The sequence below is a fragment of the Cupriavidus sp. PET2-C1 genome, assembly GCF_054515855.1.
This window is the reverse complement of sequence record NZ_CM137259.1, coordinates 3,052,845-3,070,125: the sequence shown is the minus strand read 5'-3', so window position 1 is coordinate 3,070,125 and position 17,281 is coordinate 3,052,845. Positions and strand designations below refer to the sequence as shown.

Here is a 17,281-nt window from a genome sequence, read left to right as displayed (position 1 = left end):
CTTCGTTGATTGCCAACCATGCCATTGGCGATATGCCTGAAGTGTAGCGCTCCATTTCGAATGGCGCGGCATCCAATTCCTCAGCGATATCGCAGCCGTTGAGGCGCGTCGCCACGTCCCGCACCCGCACATGAAGCTTTCGTGACAAACGACAGTCGGCGCGCGGGCCGTTCGTCTAACCAATCGTACGCGGCGCTGAAATGATGACCGCTCATCATGGCCTCATCGGATGCGATCGCTTACGACTTGCCTCTGGTCGAGGCGCCGGCGCAAGGGAACGACGGCAATTGTTTCGCAAGGGATTGAGCAAACACATGCATGACAAGAACAAGAACGATGCGTCCGCGCGCTGGAGGGCGCTATGTCTGGCGGTACTAGGACTAGGGACGCAGGGAACCGCGATGGCGCAGGCGCCCGCTGCCACCGAGGCGGCAGCGCCGGGTGTGCAGGCCGATGCGGAACGGCGCGTCGACATCAACGAGTACATCGTGCGCGGGAACACAGTGCTGGATGCGCGCGCGATCGAGCGCGCGGTCACGCCTTACCTTGGACCGAAGCGCACGATGAAGGATATCGAGGGCGCGCGCGACGCGCTGCTGGCGGCCTACCAGGCAAAGGGGTACCAGTCGGTGTACGTGGACCTGCCTGAGCAGCAGGCGGTTGGCGGCGTGGTCTTCCTGCAGGTGAGCGAGACCAAGGTGGGCCGCGTGCGCGTGGTGGGAGCGCAGTACAACTCGCCGGTAGAGGTACGTGAGCAGGTGCCCGCGCTGGCGGAGGGCGCGGTGCCGGACTTCAACCAGGCGCAGACGGAGCTCACAGCCTTGAACCGGACCGCGAACCGGCAGGTGATGCCGCTGGTCAAGCAGGGCGCGCTGCCTGGCACCATGGACGTCGATCTCAAGGTCGAGGACAGCAGCCCGTGGCGGGCGAGCGTGGGCCTGAACAACGACTACAGCGCGGATACCAAGCAACTGCGGGCCACGGCTTCGCTGGGCCACGACAACCTCTGGCAACTGGGGCACAGCGCCTCGGTCAGCTTCTTTGGCGCCCCGCAGGACCTGAACCAGACCCAGGTGTGGTCCGGCTCGTATGTGGCGCCGCTGCGAGGCACCAACTGGGGCATCGAGGCTTCCGGCTACAAATCGGACAGCAACGTCGCGACGGTAGGCGGCACCAACGTATTGGGCAAGGGCTATGCGGTTGGCGTGAAGGCCACCTACACCGTGCCGAACACCGGAGCATGGTGGCACGCATTCAGCGCGGGCGTGGACTTCAAGGACAACGAAGAGGTGACGCGCCTGGGCAGCGCCGGCGATACGGTGCCGCTCAAGTACGCGCCGATCACGCTCGGCTACTCGGGCTTCGGCCAGACGGAGCGCGGCACCTATGGCCTGAACCTGTCGCTGGTCGCGGGCACGCGCAGCTTCCTTGGCTACGGCAGCACCGCGCAGCAATTCGACTACAAGCGCTACAAGGCGTCGCCGAGCTTCATGGTGCTCAAGGGCGATACCAATGGCTCCTACACCTTCGCGGGCAACGCGCAGCTGGGCTGGCGCCTGGCTGCCCAGATCACGGATTCCCCGTTGGTCTCGAACGAGCAGATCGCGGCCGGCGGCATGAACTCGGTGCGCGGCTACCTGTCCGCCGAGACCACCGGAGACTATGGCGTGGTCGGGTCCGTGGAAATGCGCACGCCGCCGCTGGCCTTCTTCACTTCCGTGGTTGAGAACTGGCGTGCTTACCTGTTTGCCGATGCCGGCCAGGTCCGCCTGCGCGATCCGTTGCCCGAGCAGAAGAGCAACTTCTCGCTCGCCTCGGTGGGGGTGGGCACTACGTTCCGCCTCGGCCAGAAGGTCACGGGGCGCCTGGACCTGGGCTATCCGCTCAAGGACGGGCCACGCACGCAGCGTGGCGACCCGCGCGTGAATTTCAGCGTCACCGCCAGCTACTGAGCGCGCGCGGCGCGCTGCTTCCAACCCGATACATCGACTCCTTACGAGCTAACCGAGAACCACTGTCATGCGACGCATCCTTTTGCTCGTGCTCACGTTGCTGAGCACACTCCTGCCGGACCTGGCCCATGCCTGGTGGCAGCCCGACTGGGCTTATCGCAAACCGATCACGATCGACGCCGGCCCCAAGGCCGGTGCCATCGGCGGCGATGCCGGGCGTACCCCGGTGCTGCTGCGCCTGCATACCGGCAACTTCAGCTTTGAAGGCGTGAGCGAGACCGGCGCCGACCTGCGCTTTGTTGCCGCCGACGACAAGACCGTGCTCAACCACCAGATCGAACAGTTCGATCCGCTCTTGGGCATCGCGCTGATCTGGATCGACGTGCCATCGGTCTCGGCCGCTGGCCCGCAGCAGTTGTGGATGTACTACGGCAACGCCAAGGCGCCGGCATCGGGCAATGGCCAGCGGACCTTCGACCCTGACTACACGCTGGTCTACCACTTTGCCGAAGGCAGCGTGCCGGCACGCGACACCACGGCGTACGGTAACCACAGCCAGACAGCTGTGGTGAGCATCGATGGCACGGTCATCGGCAAGGGCGCGCAGCTCGGCGCCGCCCCGCTGGTGCTGCCGTCGTCGCCGTCGCTGGCGCTGGCCGCCGGCGCGCCGTTCAGCTTCTCCGCCTGGGTACGCCCCGAAAAGCTCGGAGCGCAACAAGTCGTCTATGCACGCCGCGATGGCGCGGGCGAACTCGTCATCGGCATCGACCAGGGCGTGCCCTTCGTGCAGGTCAATGGCCAGCGCAGCAATCCCGGCCAGCCCGTGCAGGCGGGGCAGTGGTCGCACCTGGCAGTCAAGTCCGATGGCAAGAGCGTGTCGCTGTATGTCGGCGGACGTCCTGCCGCATCGCTGGCAACCGCCTTGCCGGCGCTGAACACGCCGGCCACGCTCGGCGCCGACGCGGCAGCGGCCAACGCGCCGGCCGCGGCTACCGCGCTGAGCCCGTTCACCGGTGCCATCGACGAAGTGCGCTTGTCCAAGGTCGCGCGCCCGGATGCGCTGATCCTCGCCGACGCCGTATCGCAAGGCGCCGAATCGCGCCTGGCCGTGTTCGGCGCGGACGAGCAGCAGGCCGGCAAGAGCCACTTCGGCTTCATCCTGGCCGCCATGCCGCTGGACGCCTGGATCGTGGTGGGCCTGCTCGGCATCATGATGGCGCTGTCGTGGGCCATCATGATCAGCAAGGGCCGCAGCTACGGCGCCACCTCGCGCGCCAACGCTGCTTTCATGGTGCATTTCCGCGAAGCGGCCGGCGCGCCGCTGGATCAATTGGCCAAGAGCAACCGCGTACCCGAGGCGGTCAAGGCGGATTCGTCGCTGTGGCGCCTGTATGAAATGGCGGTCGAGGAACTGCACCGCCGCCATCAGATGGGCTACGACCTCAACGCGGTCTCCGACGCGACCATCAGCGCGATCCGCGCGTCCATGGATGGCGTGATGGTGCGCGAGAGCGAGCGCATGGCCAAGCGCATGAACTGGCTGTCGACCACCATCGAAGGCGCGCCGTATGTGGGCCTGTTCGGCACCGTGATCGGGATCATGCTGGTGTTCGTCGTGGCGGCCATGGCCGGCGCGGTGGATATCAACTCGGTGGCACCGGGCATGGCCGCGGCCTTGCTGTGTACCGCTGCCGGGCTGGGCGTCGCGATTCCCGCGCTGTTCGGCTACAACTGGCTCGCCTCGCGCTCGGATTCGATCGGCGCCGACATGGCGGTGTTCGTGGACGAGTTCGCCACGCGCCTGGCCGAAGAGCAGGGCGAGGGACGTCGCGTCCCCGCTGCCCTGCACCGGGCTTAAGGGGAGCGCGCGGCCATGGCATACGCAGCCAAGTTCGGCACCAAGAAGCGCACGGGCGGCATCAACATCACGCCCTTCGTCGACGTGCTGCTGGTGGTGCTGGTGATTTTCATCCTGACCAGCAATGCCAGCATCCCGGGCATCAAGGTGGACCTGCCCAAGGCGAGTTCGTCGGTCGCGCTGGAGAAGCCCAAGACCAAGGCCATCACGATCGACAACGCGGGCCAGGTGTTCCTCGACGCCTATCCGGTGACGCTGCCGGAGCTGGAGGAGCGCCTGCGCACGGAGAAGGCGCTCACGCCGGATTTCCCCGTGATCGTGCGGGGCGACGCCGCCGTGCAGTACGCGAAGGTGGTGGAGGTGCTGGACCTGCTCAGGCGCATCGACCTGAACCAGATCGGCCTCGTCACCGGCAAGCCGGCGTGAGGAGAGTCGGGTGAAACATCGTGATCCAACTCCTCCTCCCCGGCAGCGCGCCATCGCCTTGTGGCGCCGCTGGGGCGGGCTGATCATCGGCGCGCTGGTCATCATCGGGCTGGCCGTGCTGGTCTGGCGCTTGCTGTCCGACACCGCCAGCACCAAGCGCGAGGTGGCGGCCACGCCGATGCTGGTGCTGCCACCGCCGCCGCCGCCACCTCCCGAGCCCGAGAAGCCGCCCGAGCCGGTGCCGGAGAAGGTCAAGCCGGAAGTGGTCGAGCCTGAACCCAAGCCGGCGGACCCGCAGGAAGCGCCGAAGGACGACGCACCCCCAAGCCCGTCGAAGGATCTCGGCGACCCGGTCACGATCGACGGCGCGGCGCAAGCCGGCACGGATGCATTTGGCATCCAGGCCGGGCGCGGCGGCGGCATGACCGGCGGTGGCGGCGGGCTGGGCAGCCGGTCTTACTCGAGCTACGTCTCGGGTGCCTTGCAGCAGGCCTTTGCGCGCGACCAGCGCACCCGGCAGCTGGCGTTCGAGGACATCCGCATCGAGCTGTGGCTGGACGCCGACGGCCGCGCCACGCGCGCGCTACTGCTGCGCAGCACCGGCAACGCACAGACCGATGAAGCCGTGCTGGCCATGGTGCGTGATTTCCGGGCCGACGAACGGCCGCCGGCATCGCTGCGCTTTCCGATGCGCATGTCGATCAAGGGGCGCCGGCCGTGACGCGGCCAGCGGGCCGCCGCCGCATGTCTCACCGCATGCCCAACCTATTCCACCTCATTCTCGTGAACGAACCGATGAACCATCCAGCAAACTCCCGGCGCCATGCGGAGCCGGCTCGCAAGACCCACGCGCTGGCCGTCGCCATGGCGATCGCGCTGCTCGGCGCAAGCGGCGCGGGCTATGCGCAAAGCGCGGCGCCCGCCGATAGCACCATGGTCAAGCTGATCCGTGGCCTGATGCAAAGTGGCGCCCTGAAAAAAGATGTTGGCGAAGCCTTGCTTGCCCAGGCCCAGACCGAAGCCATGGCGCAGCAGCAGGCGCAGCGCGTGGCGTCGGCAGCGCCGGCCGCCGCTGCCGGCGGCATGCGCGTAGAGCCGGGCGACGTGCGCGTGCCCTATATCTCCGAGACCGTGCGCGACCGGATTCGCGACGAGGTCAAGGGTCAGGTCATGGCCCAGGCCCAGGCCGAAGGCTGGGCGGCACCGAACGAAACACCGGAATGGACCAAGCGCATCCGCATCGAAGGCGACGTGCGCGTGCGCGACGAATCGCGCTTCTACTCCAGCAACAACAGCGACATCGCCATCGACTGGGCGGCCATCAACCAGGGCAGCGGCTTCGACGTCAACCCGAACACCAACCTCTCGCTGCCGCCGCTGGCCAACACGCGGCAGAACCGCGTGAGCCTGCTGCGTGCCCGCGCCAGGTTCGGGGTGCTGGCCGATATCTCCGACAGCACGCATGCCGGCATCCGCATTGCCACCGGCAACGACGACAGCCCGGTGTCCACCAACCAGACGCTGGGCGGCGGCCTGGCCAAGAAGAACGTGTGGCTCGACCAGGGCTGGCTGTCGTACAAGCCGGCGGAATGGCTCAACCTCACGGCCGGCCGCTTCGGCAACCCGTTCGTGTCGTCCGACCTGCTGTTTTCGCACGACCTGAACTTCGACGGGCTGGCGGCGCAGTTCGACAAGGCATTGCCCAACCGGGACGTCGCGCTGTTCGGCACGCTGGGCCTGGTGCCGCTCGAGTACTCCTCCGACAGCTTCCCCAGCCGCAGCCAGAACAAGGCGAGCAGCGAAAAGAAATGGCTGCTGGGTGCGCAGATCGGCGCGAGCTGGAAGCTCAACAACGACAATCACCTGCGCGGCGCGCTGGCGTACTACGATTTCCGCAACGTCAGCGGGCAGGTGTCGCAGCCTTGCGCGTTGTACGCCGGCGCCGACGGCTGCAGCACCGATTGGTCGCGCCCGGCCTTCATGCAGAAGGGCAACACGCTGATGCTGTTGCGCAATATCGCGCTCAATCCGCTGGATCCGGCCGGCACCCCGCAGCCGCAATACGTGGGCCTGGCGTCCAAGTTCCAGCTGCTGGACCTGAACTTCCGCTGGGAAACCAAGGTGGCGGGCAGCCTCGGCCTGCGCATGGATGCGAACTACATCCGCAACCTGGCCTACGACGAGGGCGGCATGTTCTCGCGCGCAAACGGCGGCATCGTCAATAACTTCGGCGGCAGCGGCGGCACCAGCCGCGCGGACTTCAAGAGCGGCGGCAACGCCTACATGTTCCAGGCCACGCTGGGCAAGCCCGTTACGCTTGCCAAGGGCGACTGGAACATGCTGCTTGGCTACAAGCGCATCGAGCCGGATGCCATGCCGGACGGCTACAACGATTCGACCTTCCACCTGGGCGGCACCAACGCACGCGGCTACTACGTGGGCGGCTCGTACGCGCTCGACAAGAACACGTGGGTGACCGGGCGCTGGACGTCGACCAAGGAGGTCTATGGCCCGCCGCTGGCGATCGATATCTTGCAGGTCGAGATCAACACGCGCTTCTAGGAGGGATACCGTGCCATCCACATCATGCTTGCGCGGCGCCTGGCGTCCGCTGGCGCTCGCCGCCAGCTTCGCGATGGCCGGCGCAGCGGCTCACGCCCAGCCGGCCCAGACCATGGAAGAGCGCCTGCGCGCCCAGTTGCGCATCACCACCACGCAGCTGCAACAGGCGCAGAACGAACTGGCCGCGCTCAAGGCCGGCGCGCCACATGCAGGCGCCGCGCCATCCGGCGCGGATGCCGACACGAAGAAGGAACTGGAGCGTGCCCGCGCGCAACTCGCTGCCGAGCGCCAGGAGCGCGAGCGGCTGAGTGACAGGAACCAGCAGGCGCAACAGCAGGCACAGGCGGTTGCCGAGAAGGCGAGCACGCAGATTGCGCAGTACCGCAATGCTTATGACGAACTGCTCAAGCTCGCGCGCGCAGCCGAGGCGGAGCGCCAGCGCCTGGCCCTGGAGGCCAAGGCGCAGCACGCCACGGTGGCGCAGTGCGAGGCCAAGAACGTGAAGCTCTACGCAGCGGGCCAGGAGATCCTGCGCGCCTACGAGACGGTGGGCCTGGGCACGGTGATGATCGCGCGCCAGCCCTTCGCGGCGCAGAGCCGGGTGAAGTTCGAGCAGATCGCGCAGGAGTATGGCGACAAGCTGTACGAAGGGCGCTTCGCGGCCGGCGCCGCGGCAGCCGCCGACGCGCCCGCGCAGGCGGCTGCCGATGTCAATGCTGCGGCGAGCGCCACGAGCGCCACGGGTGCGGCAGAGGCGCCACGCCCATGACGCGCAACGCCAGCAACGGACCGCGCATGGCGGTGGCGCCGAGCCTGCTGTTGCTGGGGCGTGAGTGTTTTGTCATGTTGCTGCGATGTAATGAGGAGCGCAGGCCAGTGCGCGGGCAAGGCGATGCCGCTGGCCCGCACAGGCGTTTGCCCGCGCTCCCGGAGAAAAAAGGTAAGACACAGATGATTCGAATGAAATTGCACGTCCAGTCCATGCTGCCGCCCGTGCGCATGGCCATCGGCGTCCTGCTGGCCTCGTGGCTGAGCGCAGCGCCGGTGCAGGCCGCGGAGCCTGCCACGGCAGGCGGTCCGGTGGTAGCGCGCGCTGGCTCGGTCACCGTTGGCCAGGATGACGTGGAGCGGCTGCTGCAGGGCCTGCCGGAAGCGGACCGCGCCGCGGCCAGGGGCAACCGCGCGGGCATCGAGAACTGGCTGCGCCAGCGCCTGGCCAGTGAAGCGCTGCTGCGCGAGGCACAGGGCAAGGGTTGGGCGGAACGGCCCGAGGTGAAGGCGCGCGTCGATGCCGCCGTGCGCGAGATCGCCGCGCGGATCGTCTCCTCCACCTACCTGGAGTCGGTCACGCAGGTGCCGGCGGACTATCCGTCTGAGCTCGAGGTGAAGGCGGCCTATGAAGAAGGCAAGGCGAACTTCCAGGTGCCCGCCACCTACCGCGTCGCGCAGATCTTCCTGGCTGCCCAGGGCAGCGACGCCGCGGCTGCGGCCAAGGTGCGCGACGAAGCCCGCAAGCTGGCCACGCAGGCACGCCAGGGCGATTTCGCGGCGCTCGCCAAGAGCCGCTCGCAGGATCCCCGTGGCGCGGAGCGTGGCGGGGAAGTCGGCACGCTGCCGCTGGCGCAGATGCTGCCGGAAGTGCGCGACACCGTTGCCAGGCTCAAGGTTGGCCAGGTAAGCGACCCGGTGCAATCGGCCGCGGGCTTCCATGTGATGAAGCTGCTGGACACGCAGGCTGGCCGCACCGCAACGCTCGACGAGATCAAGCCGCAGTTGGTGGCGGCCATGCGCCAGCAACGCCAGCAGCAGCTCGTGCAGGCCTATATGGCAAAGCTGGTTGCGCCAGGCACGGCCAGCATCGACACCGCCGCGCTGGATGCCGTGCTGCAAAAAGTGAACTGAAGCGGGTGGGGCGCGGCATAAGCCGCCCCCTCAAGCCAGACCCAATCCCAATTTCCATTCTTTTTAACGTCAGGATATCCATGACCACCACCGCAACCCAGATCGAAACCTCGGCATCCAGCCAGCCCGCACTGCTGATGGCAGTCACCTCGGAGCAGGTCTCCGATGCCATCAAGGCCGCCGGCTGCGCCGTGACGGCCATCGAGCAGGACGGCGTGCTGCGCCTGCACAGCGCTAGCCATGGCGTTGGCTTCCAGGTCCTCTGGGGCAACACGGTCGCGCCAGATGCGTACCTGGATTTCACGCTGAGCTGCCCGCTGCGGGTGCAAGGCGGCGCGTTGCCCGAGGGGGTGCTGGGCGACTGGCATCGCGCCAAGCGCTTCGCGCGCGTCGCGCAGCACGGCGAATTCCTGGTGCTTGAGATGGACGTGGTGATCTCCGGCGGCGTGGGCCCCGACTATCTCACCGTGGCGCTGCAGCTGTGGACGCAGATGATGGGCCAGTTCTTCCTGCATCTGCGCAACTTTCAGCCGGCGCAATCGGATGCAACCGCGGATGCCCCTGCTGCCGCTCCTGTGCTGGAAGAGGGAGCCGCCGCGTAATGACACGCAAGCTGGCTGTGCCGCAGAAAGTGTGGCGGCGTTTGCTCCGTACGCTGGGGCTGGTGGGCCTGGGCCTGGGCGCGGCGTCTTCTGCCGCCGCCCCGGCGCAGCCGTTCCCGCAGCACTGGATGCGCTATGCGCAACTGGCCAGCACGGAGTTCCAGGCGCGGCTGGGCGATCCGGCCGATGCGAGCGCCCTGCGTTTGCGGGATTGGATGCAGGCCCGCGCGCAGCCGGCCGCGTCGTTGGTGATGCGTGTATGGCTTGCCCCCAATGGCCGCGTGGAGCGCATGGAGTTCGACTCGCTGGGCAATCCGCAGGCCGACGCGGACCTGCGCGCGGTGCTGATGACGAAGGCGTTGCCCGAGCCGCCGCCGCCGGATATGCGCCAGCCCATGGTGCTGGAGCTGGGGCTGGATGGCGCGCAAGCGAGCTGATGTGGCGATGGCTTTCGACCTGGGCCACCGCAGCGGATGCGTGCGGCGCTCGCTGGCCTTTGCCGCGCTGGCGCTGCTCTTGGTGCTGGCGGCAGGCACGGCCGGATGCGCGCCGCTGCAGGCGGCGCCATGGCGAGCCGCGCCCGATTTCTCGCGGCTGGTGCGCGAGAATGGCCCCGCCGTGGTCAACATTGGTGTGGCCCGCGAGGCATCGCCCGATCCGCTGCGCGGGCGTGCGCCGGGCCAGGACAATGTCGACGAGACCAGCCTGGGCTCGGGCTTCATCCTCAGCGGCGACGGCTACATCCTCACCAACGCGCACGTGGTCGCGCGCGGGTCGCTGGTCAGCGTGAAGCTGACCGACCGGCGCGAGTTCAAGGCCAGGCTGATCGGGCTGGATGCCGTTGCCGACGTCGCCCTGCTCAAGATCGACGCCACCGGTTTGCCGACGGTGAAGATCGGCGACGCCGCGAGCGTGGAGGTGGGCAGCTGGGCCCTGGCCATCGGCTCACCCTATGGGTTCAGCAACTCGGTCACGGCCGGCATCGTCAGCGCCAAGGGCAGGGTGCTGCCTGGCGCCGAGTACATGCCCTTCCTGCAGACCGACGTGCCGGTCAATCCCGGCAACTCCGGCGGCCCGCTGTTCAACCTCAAGGGCGAGGTGATCGGCATCAATTCCCGCATCTACAGCCGCAGCGGCGGCTACCAGGGCTTGTCGTTCGCCATCCCCATCGATGTGGCCATGCGCATCAAGGACCAGTTGCTGCGCCAGGGCGCGGTGACGCGCGGGCGTATCGGCGTGGCGGTGCAGGAGGTCTCGCAAGCCCTGGCCGATTCGTTTCGCCTGCCCCGGCCCGCGGGCGCGCTGGTGAGCTATGTCCAGCCCGGCGGGGCCGCCAGCCGGGCCGGCATGAAGCCGGGCGACGTGATCCTGCAGGTGGGTGCGCGCGACGTCGTGCAGTCCGCCGATGCGCTGATCTTCATTGCGGACCTGGCGCCCGGCGTCGCTGTCCCGCTGCGCGTCTGGCGGGACCGCGCCGCGCTCGAGCTGGAGGTACGGCCCGATCGCTTCGACGCGCCACGGGTGGCGCGCCCGGCCGCGCCCGGGCACGCGCCGCTGGGCATGATGGTCAGGCCGCTGTGGGCGCAAGAGCGGCAGGTGCTGCGTATCGACGGCGGCCTGTTGGTGCAGCGCGTGAACGCGGCCGCGTCGCGCGCCGGCATGAACGCCGGCGACGTGATCCTCGCGCTCAACGGCCAGCCGGTCGACAGCATCGAGGCGCTGGCCGACGAGGCCAGCGCGGCGGACGGCGCGGTGGCGCTGCTGGTCCAGCGTGGCAACGCACGGTTGTTCATCGCGATCGAGACACGGCAGCCGCCGGGTCCCGGGCAGGAGGAGTGAGCCGTGTCACGGCAGTGCTGGCACGCAGTCACGGCGGCGTCACATTGGATCCCTACGATGCGCACGAGTATGCACTTGGGCCGCGCGCCCGATGCGGCAGGGACTCCTCAACGCACATGGCATTGGATCGTGATGGCAAGCTTGGTCGCATCCCCCGGTGCGCGCGTACTGGTTGTCTATATGGCGGTCCTGGCCCTATGCCTTGCCTGCCAGCAGACCCGCGCCCAGCAGCCCTCCAACCGCGGCGCGGTGGAGATGGCATTCGACCTGCCGGCCCAGCCGCTCAAGCAAGCGTTGGCGCAATACGATGCGCAGACCAGCCTGTCCGTCTTCTTTTCCTCCGAGCTGGCAGCGGGGCGAACCTCGACTGCCGTCCACGGCACCTTCAGCCCGGAAAGCGCGCTGCGCAAGATGCTCGAGGGCACGGGGCTGGACGTGCAGGCAGCCGCGGCCGATGCCTTCGTGCTGGTGCCCGCGCCGCACCAGGCGGACACGGCCATTGCGCAGCCGCCGGCCAGCGCCGCGCGGCAATATGAGGGCGCTGTGCAGTCGCAGGTCTATCGGGCGCTCTGCGCGCGGCCCGCACTCGCGCTCGGGGAATATCGCCTCGCGCTTTATGTGCAGCTCAATGCGGCCGGCCGCGTTGCGCACGTGCGCCTGCTGGATACCACCGGCGACAAGGCACGCGATGCGGCCATCATCGAGACCGTGGAGCACGTCGATGTGGGCCAGCCGCCCGGGAATCCGGCCAAGGCATTCGTGCTGCTGGTCAAGCCGGTGCGCTGTGACGCCGCCGCGGCCCGCTCCGGGTCGTGCCAACCACCCTGCGGCCGGCAGGCGAGCCGATAGATGAGCGACTCCAGCCGCTCCAGCTTGCGCGAGCTGCTCGCGCAACGCTACGACGACCTCAAGCGCCGCCTGACATGGCGCCTGGGCTCGGCCGAGCTCGCCAGCGATGCGCTGCACGATACCTGGGTGCACCTGGAAGACCGCAAGGAAGAGGGCGAGCCGGTCAAGAGCCCGGCTGCCTACCTGATGCGCATGGCCACCAACCTGGCGCTGGACCGGCTGCAGCGCGACCGCCGCTACATGAGCGCCGAAGAGATGGAGACGCTTATGGCCGAGATCGTCGACCCCGCGCCCGGCCCCGCGCAAACGGTCGCGGCGCGTGACGAGGTCGAGGCCGTTGCACGCCTCATCGAAAGCATGCCGCCACGCCGGCGGGCGATCTTCCTCGCGGTGCGGGTCGATGAACTGTCGAACCAGGAGGCCGCGGTGCGCTTCGGCGTGTCGCCGCGCCTGATCGGCCTGGAGCTCAAGCGGGCCCATGAGTACTGCATGGCGCATAGCCCCAAGCATGGATGAAAAAAAGCATGCCGATCTATTGCTTCCCAACCGTCTTGTCTATGTCCACAGGCAAACCACGGTGGCGGCTCGCTTGATGCCATGATACGAAAGATGAATCCTGCGCTACAACCGGAACGCACGCTTGACGCGATCGAGCGGCAGGCGCTTGCCTGGGTGCGCCGCGTGGCGGCGGGCGAGATGACACCGGCCGACGGCGCTGCGCTGCGGCGCTGGTGCATGGCGGATCCCGCGCACCGGGCTGCCTTTTCCCTGGCACGGCAGCGCTGGGACCAACTGGGCCACGCGGGCGAACTGGTCGTGGCGCGTAACCCGGCGAGCTTGCATTTTGTCGAGGCGCGGCAAGCGCCGAACTGGCAGCGGCGCGCTTTTCTCGGCGGCGCCATGAGCGCGGCGGCGGCGGCCGCGGCAGTGGCCGTCATCCAGCCACCGCTGGGCCTGTGGCCTTCCGTGGAAGAGCTGCGCGCGGACTACCGCACCGCGACCGGCGAGCAACGCCGGCTGGCGCTGGCCGAGGATGTCACCGTCGAGCTGAATACGCGCACCAGTATTGCCGTGCGCTCCGGAGCGGGGCGCGTGCAGGGCATCGACCTGATCTCCGGCGAAGCCGCCGTCGATACCTTGAATGCGCCGCGGCCGTTCGCGGTTGTCGCCGGGCCGGGGCGCGCGTTTGCGCAGAGCGCCCGGTTTGAAGTGCGGGTCACGCCTGCCGGCGTGTGCGTGACTTGCGTCGAGGGGACCGTGCAGGTGGCGCATGCCGCGGGCATCGCGACGCTGAGCGGCAAGCAGCAACTCACCTACGATAGTGCTGCGCTAGGACGCATTGTGCATGTCGATCCGACGTGGATGCCGGCGTGGCGCGATGGCTACCTGCGGTTTGCCGATGCACCGTTGCGCGAAGTGGTTGAGGAGATCAATCGCTATCGGCCGGGTAGGGTGGTGCTGCTGGACAAGCGGGTGGCGGGCAGGCATGTGACGGGGCGGTTTCAGATTCGATCGCTGGATAAGGCGATTGCGCAGATGCAGCGCTCGCTTGGGTTGGAGGTGCGGTCGTTGCCGGGGGGGATTGTGTTGCTTAGTTAAGCGGTTTCTTGAAGGTGGCGGTTTTTGCGCTGCTGGCTGCTGGCGCAGATTGGCGTTTTTGGAGCAGGGTTTTACTGCTTCTAGCTGCTGGCGCGGCTGTGCGGGGTTGGCCGTTTACGCACATGGAGGTGTCACTTTTCTTTACTCGTAAAGAAAAGATGGTATGAACGCGCCCCGTCCCCGCAGTGGAGCGCGAGGTAGCGAGACGGTAGTGTGGGTCAGGCAGAAAAGAGTCTGATGAGAGGGGGTCCCTCCAGACCGAACGGCATCGCAATGTGCCAGAGTGGAAGATGTCACCACCACTACAGGAACGGAGGGACCCGAAATGAATGCTATGACATTTGGGCTGGATATTGCAAAGCATGTGTTCCAGCTGTACTGGGTTGACCCTGAGACTGGCGAGATTCACAACCGGCGATTTCAGCGTCAAAAGCTGATCGAGTTTCTAGCTCAGCACAAAGGACGCGTGGCGCTGGAGGCGTGCGGCAGCGGGCACTGGTGGGCCCGCAAGCTCCTAGAGATGGGCTATGAGGTGAAGCTGTTGCATGCGAAATACGTCCGCCCGTTCGTGCAAACCAACAAGACTGACGCCGCGGATGCGCGCGCAATCTGGACGGCGGCGCAACAGCCGGGCATGCCGACAGTGACGCCGAAGACAGTGGAGCAGCAGGCCACGCTGGTGTTGCATCGGATGCGAGAGCAGCACATCAAGATGCGCACCATGATGATCAACGCTTTGCGCGGCGCGCTCTATGAGTTTGGCTTGAGCTTCAAGAGGGGGCGTCAGGCAGGTCTGGCGGAGATGAACGAGAGACTGGCCGAAGTGGAGGAAGACGTGCCGGCGAGGGTCTTCGAGGCGTTGCGCGAACAGTTCGAGCTGATCGGTCGGCTAGACAAAGGCATTGAGCAGTTGGAAGGACAGATCAAGGCCTGGTCCCAAACGCAGCCAGCGTGCGAGCAACTGATGGCGATTCCGGGGATTGGCATGCTCACGGCCACGGCGATGCTAGCGACGATTGGCGATGCGCAGGGCTTCGAATCGGGGCGGCAACTGTCGGCCTACTTGGGGCTGGTGCCGCGCCAGCGTGGCACTGGGGGCAAGGTGCAACTGGGGGCGATTAGCAAACGCGGAGACCGTTACCTGCGCATGCTGCTGATCCACGGTGCCAGGGCAGTCCTGTTCCGGGCCAAGGACAAAGGGACTTGGTGCGACCAGCTGGCGCGCCGACGCCCGACCAACGTGACGGTGGTGGCGATGGCGAACAAGGCGGCGAGAATTGCCTGGGCGGTGCTGAGGGGCAAGGAGCCGTATGAAAGAGACCACGAATTGAAGAAAGCGGCGAGGGCCAGGCAAATGGCGGATTCCGCGCTAGGGCATCTGCGCCTACCAAAACCGTAGGCACAGCAGCCCTAGCTGCGGCTATGAAGCAGGTTAATTGAATTCGACTAGCAGGTTGCGCGGGTAGACGTGAAGTGATGGCAAGGCAGGTTGGACCGCAAGAACGAGACCCTGATCGGTTACAAGTGCTTCGAGCACGCTGAAAAGACGAGGGCCGCTCTTGGCGAATTCCATAGGGGCCCGCAGGCTTGACCTGCATGAGGCCGGATATAAGGCTGCAACCAAATCCTCGCCGAGCATCATGAGATGATTTACCTGGCAAACCGGGGCGCGTTCATATAAGTAACCAAAAGAAAGCGATCCTTGCAGGAGGCTGGCGTGACGTCATTGGGTACCCCAATGATTTCGTCGTACGGCCCCGGGTTCTAATGGCCTCGTGCCGTTACCGGTTCAGAGCACCACGAACCAGCCAATGCCCAGGGATTCGTGGTGGCCCCCCCGGTAGCGGCCACCACGAATTTCAAGCCGTCTGTCGCTCGCGGGGTGGCCGGCCACGAAGTTGCAAGCGTCCCGTTTCCGTCGTGGGCGCGGTGGCGCCGGATTGATAGGCCGAAGAATTCTTCCACCGCGCCCACCCCACCACGAAACCATCACGACGTGATATATCGTGGCGTTTCGAACCGGTACCGGCAGATGTGTGAACGAGCAGGGATGCCGCTACCGAGCAGCCTCACCACGAAATCAGCGTCATTTGCTGGATAGTGGTCCTTTAAACCGGTAACGGCACGAGGCCATTAAAACCCGGGGCCTGACGACGAAACCACCGGGCTGCGCAACCCCGACAAGCCAGCCTCCTGCAAGGATCGCTTTCTTTTGGTTACTTATATGAACGCGCCCCGGTTTGCCAGGTAAATCATCTCATGATGCTCGGCGAGGATTTGGTTGCAGCCTTATATCCGGCCTCATGCAGGTCAAGCCTGCGGGCCCCTATGGAATTCGCCAAGAGCGGCCCTCGTCTTTTCAGCGTGCTCGAAGCACTTGTAACCGATCAGGGTCTCGTTCTTGCGGTCCAACCTGCCTTGCCATCACTTCACGTCTACCCGCGCAACCTGCTAGTCGAATTCAATTAACCTGCTTCATAGCCGCAGCTAGGGCTGCTGTGCCTACGGTTTTGGTAGGCGCAGATGCCCTAGCGCGGAATCCGCCATTTGCCTGGCCCTCGCCGCTTTCTTCAATTCGTGGTCTCTTTCATACGGCTCCTTGCCCCTCAGCACCGCCCAGGCAATTCTCGCCGCCTTGTTCGCCATCGCCACCACCGTCACGTTGGTCGGGCGTCGGCGCGCCAGCTGGTCGCACCAAGTCCCTTTGTCCTTGGCCCGGAACAGGACTGCCCTGGCACCGTGGATCAGCAGCATGCGCAGGTAACGGTCTCCGCGTTTGCTAATCGCCCCCAGTTGCACCTTGCCCCCAGTGCCACGCTGGCGCGGCACCAGCCCCAAGTAGGCCGACAGTTGCCGCCCCGATTCGAAGCCCTGCGCATCGCCAATCGTCGCTAGCATCGCCGTGGCCGTGAGCATGCCAATCCCCGGAATCGCCATCAGTTGCTCGCACGCTGGCTGCGTTTGGGACCAGGCCTTGATCTGTCCTTCCAACTGCTCAATGCCTTTGTCTAGCCGACCGATCAGCTCGAACTGTTCGCGCAACGCCTCGAAGACCCTCGCCGGCACGTCTTCCTCCACTTCGGCCAGTCTCTCGTTCATCTCCGCCAGACCTGCCTGACGCCCCCTCTTGAAGCTCAAGCCAAACTCATAGAGCGCGCCGCGCAAAGCGTTGATCATCATGGTGCGCATCTTGATGTGCTGCTCTCGCATCCGATGCAACACCAGCGTGGCCTGCTGCTCCACTGTCTTCGGCGTCACTGTCGGCATGCCCGGCTGTTGCGCCGCCGTCCAGATTGCGCGCGCATCCGCGGCGTCAGTCTTGTTGGTTTGCACGAACGGGCGGACGTATTTCGCATGCAACAGCTTCACCTCATAGCCCATCTCTAGGAGCTTGCGGGCCCACCAGTGCCCGCTGCCGCACGCCTCCAGCGCCACGCGTCCTTTGTGCTGAGCTAGAAACTCGATCAGCTTTTGACGCTGAAATCGCCGGTTGTGAATCTCGCCAGTCTCAGGGTCAACCCAGTACAGCTGGAACACATGCTTTGCAATATCCAGCCCAAATGTCATAGCATTCATTTCGGGTCCCTCCGTTCCTGTAGTGGTGGTGACATCTTCCACTCTGGCACATTGCGATGCCGTTCGGTCTGGAGGGACCCCCTCTCATCAGACTCTTTTCTGCCTGACCCACACTA

15 protein-coding genes are annotated in these 17,281 nt (G+C 66.3%); 14 read left to right on the top strand and 1 reads right to left on the bottom strand.

Going from position 1 to position 17,281, the window contains the following annotated elements; genetic code table 11:
* Positions 1-314 precede the first annotated feature (314 nt).
* From ACX12D_RS13850 to ACX12D_RS13785, 14 genes are all read left to right on the top strand, one after another.
* Complete coding sequence (locus ACX12D_RS13850) at positions 315-1,952, top strand: ShlB/FhaC/HecB family hemolysin secretion/activation protein (protein ID WP_459371524.1); 1,638 nt, start codon at positions 315-317, stop codon at positions 1,950-1,952.
* Between the two features lie 67 nt (positions 1,953-2,019).
* The gene (locus tag ACX12D_RS13845; RefSeq protein ID WP_459371523.1) at positions 2,020-3,810 is read left to right on the top strand and encodes a DUF2341 domain-containing protein; all 1,791 of its coding nucleotides are present in this window, start codon (positions 2,020-2,022) and stop codon (positions 3,808-3,810) included.
* 15 nt (positions 3,811-3,825) lie between these two features.
* Positions 3,826-4,236 carry an ExbD/TolR family protein gene (locus ACX12D_RS13840; RefSeq protein WP_006158977.1) on the top strand — a complete coding sequence of 137 codons (411 nt, stop codon included), beginning with the start codon at positions 3,826-3,828 and terminating at the stop codon, positions 4,234-4,236.
* Positions 4,237-4,246: 10 nt separating this feature from the next.
* Positions 4,247-4,957: an energy transducer TonB family protein gene (locus ACX12D_RS13835; RefSeq protein ID WP_459371522.1), complete on the top strand. Its 711-nt coding sequence runs from the start codon at positions 4,247-4,249 to the stop codon at positions 4,955-4,957.
* 74 nt (positions 4,958-5,031) lie between these two features.
* Positions 5,032-6,798 (top strand): putative porin, encoded by a 1,767-nt coding sequence (locus ACX12D_RS13830; protein WP_459371521.1) that lies wholly within the window; start codon positions 5,032-5,034, stop codon positions 6,796-6,798.
* A gap of 10 nt (positions 6,799-6,808) precedes the next feature.
* Positions 6,809-7,567, top strand: a complete 759-nt coding sequence (locus tag ACX12D_RS13825) for a hypothetical protein (protein WP_459371520.1) — start codon at positions 6,809-6,811, stop codon at positions 7,565-7,567.
* Positions 7,568-7,758: 191 nt separating this feature from the next.
* Positions 7,759-8,700 (top strand): peptidylprolyl isomerase, encoded by a 942-nt coding sequence (locus tag ACX12D_RS13820; protein WP_459371519.1) that lies wholly within the window; start codon positions 7,759-7,761, stop codon positions 8,698-8,700.
* Between the two features lie 80 nt (positions 8,701-8,780).
* Entirely contained in the window at positions 8,781-9,302 is a 522-nt protein-coding gene (locus ACX12D_RS13815) for a YbjN domain-containing protein (RefSeq protein ID WP_459371518.1), read from the top strand.
* Positions 9,302-9,739 carry a YbaB/EbfC family DNA-binding protein gene (locus tag ACX12D_RS13810; RefSeq protein WP_459371517.1) on the top strand — a complete coding sequence of 146 codons (438 nt, stop codon included), beginning with the start codon at positions 9,302-9,304 and terminating at the stop codon, positions 9,737-9,739. The genes ACX12D_RS13815 and ACX12D_RS13810 overlap by 1 nt, the downstream gene beginning before the upstream one ends.
* The gene (locus ACX12D_RS13805) at positions 9,720-11,141 is read left to right on the top strand and encodes a trypsin-like peptidase domain-containing protein (RefSeq protein ID WP_459371516.1); all 1,422 of its coding nucleotides are present in this window, start codon (positions 9,720-9,722) and stop codon (positions 11,139-11,141) included. Before ACX12D_RS13810 ends, ACX12D_RS13805 begins: the two co-directional genes overlap by 20 nt.
* Before the next feature lie 132 nt (positions 11,142-11,273).
* Positions 11,274-11,990 carry an STN domain-containing protein gene (locus tag ACX12D_RS13800; RefSeq protein WP_459371515.1) on the top strand — a complete coding sequence of 239 codons (717 nt, stop codon included), beginning with the start codon at positions 11,274-11,276 and terminating at the stop codon, positions 11,988-11,990.
* Positions 11,991-12,506: an RNA polymerase sigma factor gene (locus ACX12D_RS13795; protein WP_150984208.1), complete on the top strand. Its 516-nt coding sequence runs from the start codon at positions 11,991-11,993 to the stop codon at positions 12,504-12,506.
* A gap of 93 nt (positions 12,507-12,599) precedes the next feature.
* On the top strand, positions 12,600-13,589 hold the full coding sequence (locus ACX12D_RS13790; RefSeq protein ID WP_459371513.1) for a FecR family protein: 990 nt from the start codon (positions 12,600-12,602) through the stop codon (positions 13,587-13,589).
* 325 nt (positions 13,590-13,914) lie between these two features.
* A complete protein-coding gene (locus tag ACX12D_RS13785) occupies positions 13,915-14,988 on the top strand; it encodes an IS110 family RNA-guided transposase (RefSeq protein ID WP_459373922.1) in 1,074 nt (357 codons plus the stop codon).
* A gap of 1,103 nt (positions 14,989-16,091) precedes the next feature.
* Here ACX12D_RS13785 and ACX12D_RS13780 read toward each other — a convergent pair.
* Positions 16,092-17,165: an IS110 family RNA-guided transposase gene (locus ACX12D_RS13780; protein ID WP_459373922.1), complete on the bottom strand. Its 1,074-nt coding sequence runs from the start codon at positions 17,163-17,165 to the stop codon at positions 16,092-16,094.
* Positions 17,166-17,281: the final 116 nt, after the last annotated feature.

Bases quoted from the DNA above. Each gene is read 5' to 3' on its own strand.
- ACX12D_RS13780 (WP_459373922.1), bottom strand. From the start codon at position 17,165: ATGAATGCTATGACATTTGGGCTGGATATTGCAAAGCATGTGTTCCAG.
- ACX12D_RS13850 (WP_459371524.1), top strand. From the start codon at position 315: ATGCATGACAAGAACAAGAACGATGCGTCCGCGCGCTGGAGGGCGCTA.
- ACX12D_RS13815 (WP_459371518.1), top strand. From the start codon at position 8,781: ATGACCACCACCGCAACCCAGATCGAAACCTCGGCATCCAGCCAGCCC.
- ACX12D_RS13795 (WP_150984208.1), top strand. From the start codon at position 11,991: ATGAGCGACTCCAGCCGCTCCAGCTTGCGCGAGCTGCTCGCGCAACGC.
- ACX12D_RS13800 (WP_459371515.1), top strand. From the start codon at position 11,274: ATGGCAAGCTTGGTCGCATCCCCCGGTGCGCGCGTACTGGTTGTCTAT.
- ACX12D_RS13830 (WP_459371521.1), top strand. From the start codon at position 5,032: ATGAACCATCCAGCAAACTCCCGGCGCCATGCGGAGCCGGCTCGCAAG.
- ACX12D_RS13845 (WP_459371523.1), top strand. From the start codon at position 2,020: ATGCGACGCATCCTTTTGCTCGTGCTCACGTTGCTGAGCACACTCCTG.
- ACX12D_RS13840 (WP_006158977.1), top strand. From the start codon at position 3,826: ATGGCATACGCAGCCAAGTTCGGCACCAAGAAGCGCACGGGCGGCATC.
- ACX12D_RS13810 (WP_459371517.1), top strand. From the start codon at position 9,302: ATGACACGCAAGCTGGCTGTGCCGCAGAAAGTGTGGCGGCGTTTGCTC.
- ACX12D_RS13790 (WP_459371513.1), top strand. From the start codon at position 12,600: ATGAATCCTGCGCTACAACCGGAACGCACGCTTGACGCGATCGAGCGG.
- ACX12D_RS13805 (WP_459371516.1), top strand. From the start codon at position 9,720: ATGGCGCGCAAGCGAGCTGATGTGGCGATGGCTTTCGACCTGGGCCAC.
- ACX12D_RS13785 (WP_459373922.1), top strand. From the start codon at position 13,915: ATGAATGCTATGACATTTGGGCTGGATATTGCAAAGCATGTGTTCCAG.
- ACX12D_RS13820 (WP_459371519.1), top strand. From the start codon at position 7,759: ATGAAATTGCACGTCCAGTCCATGCTGCCGCCCGTGCGCATGGCCATC.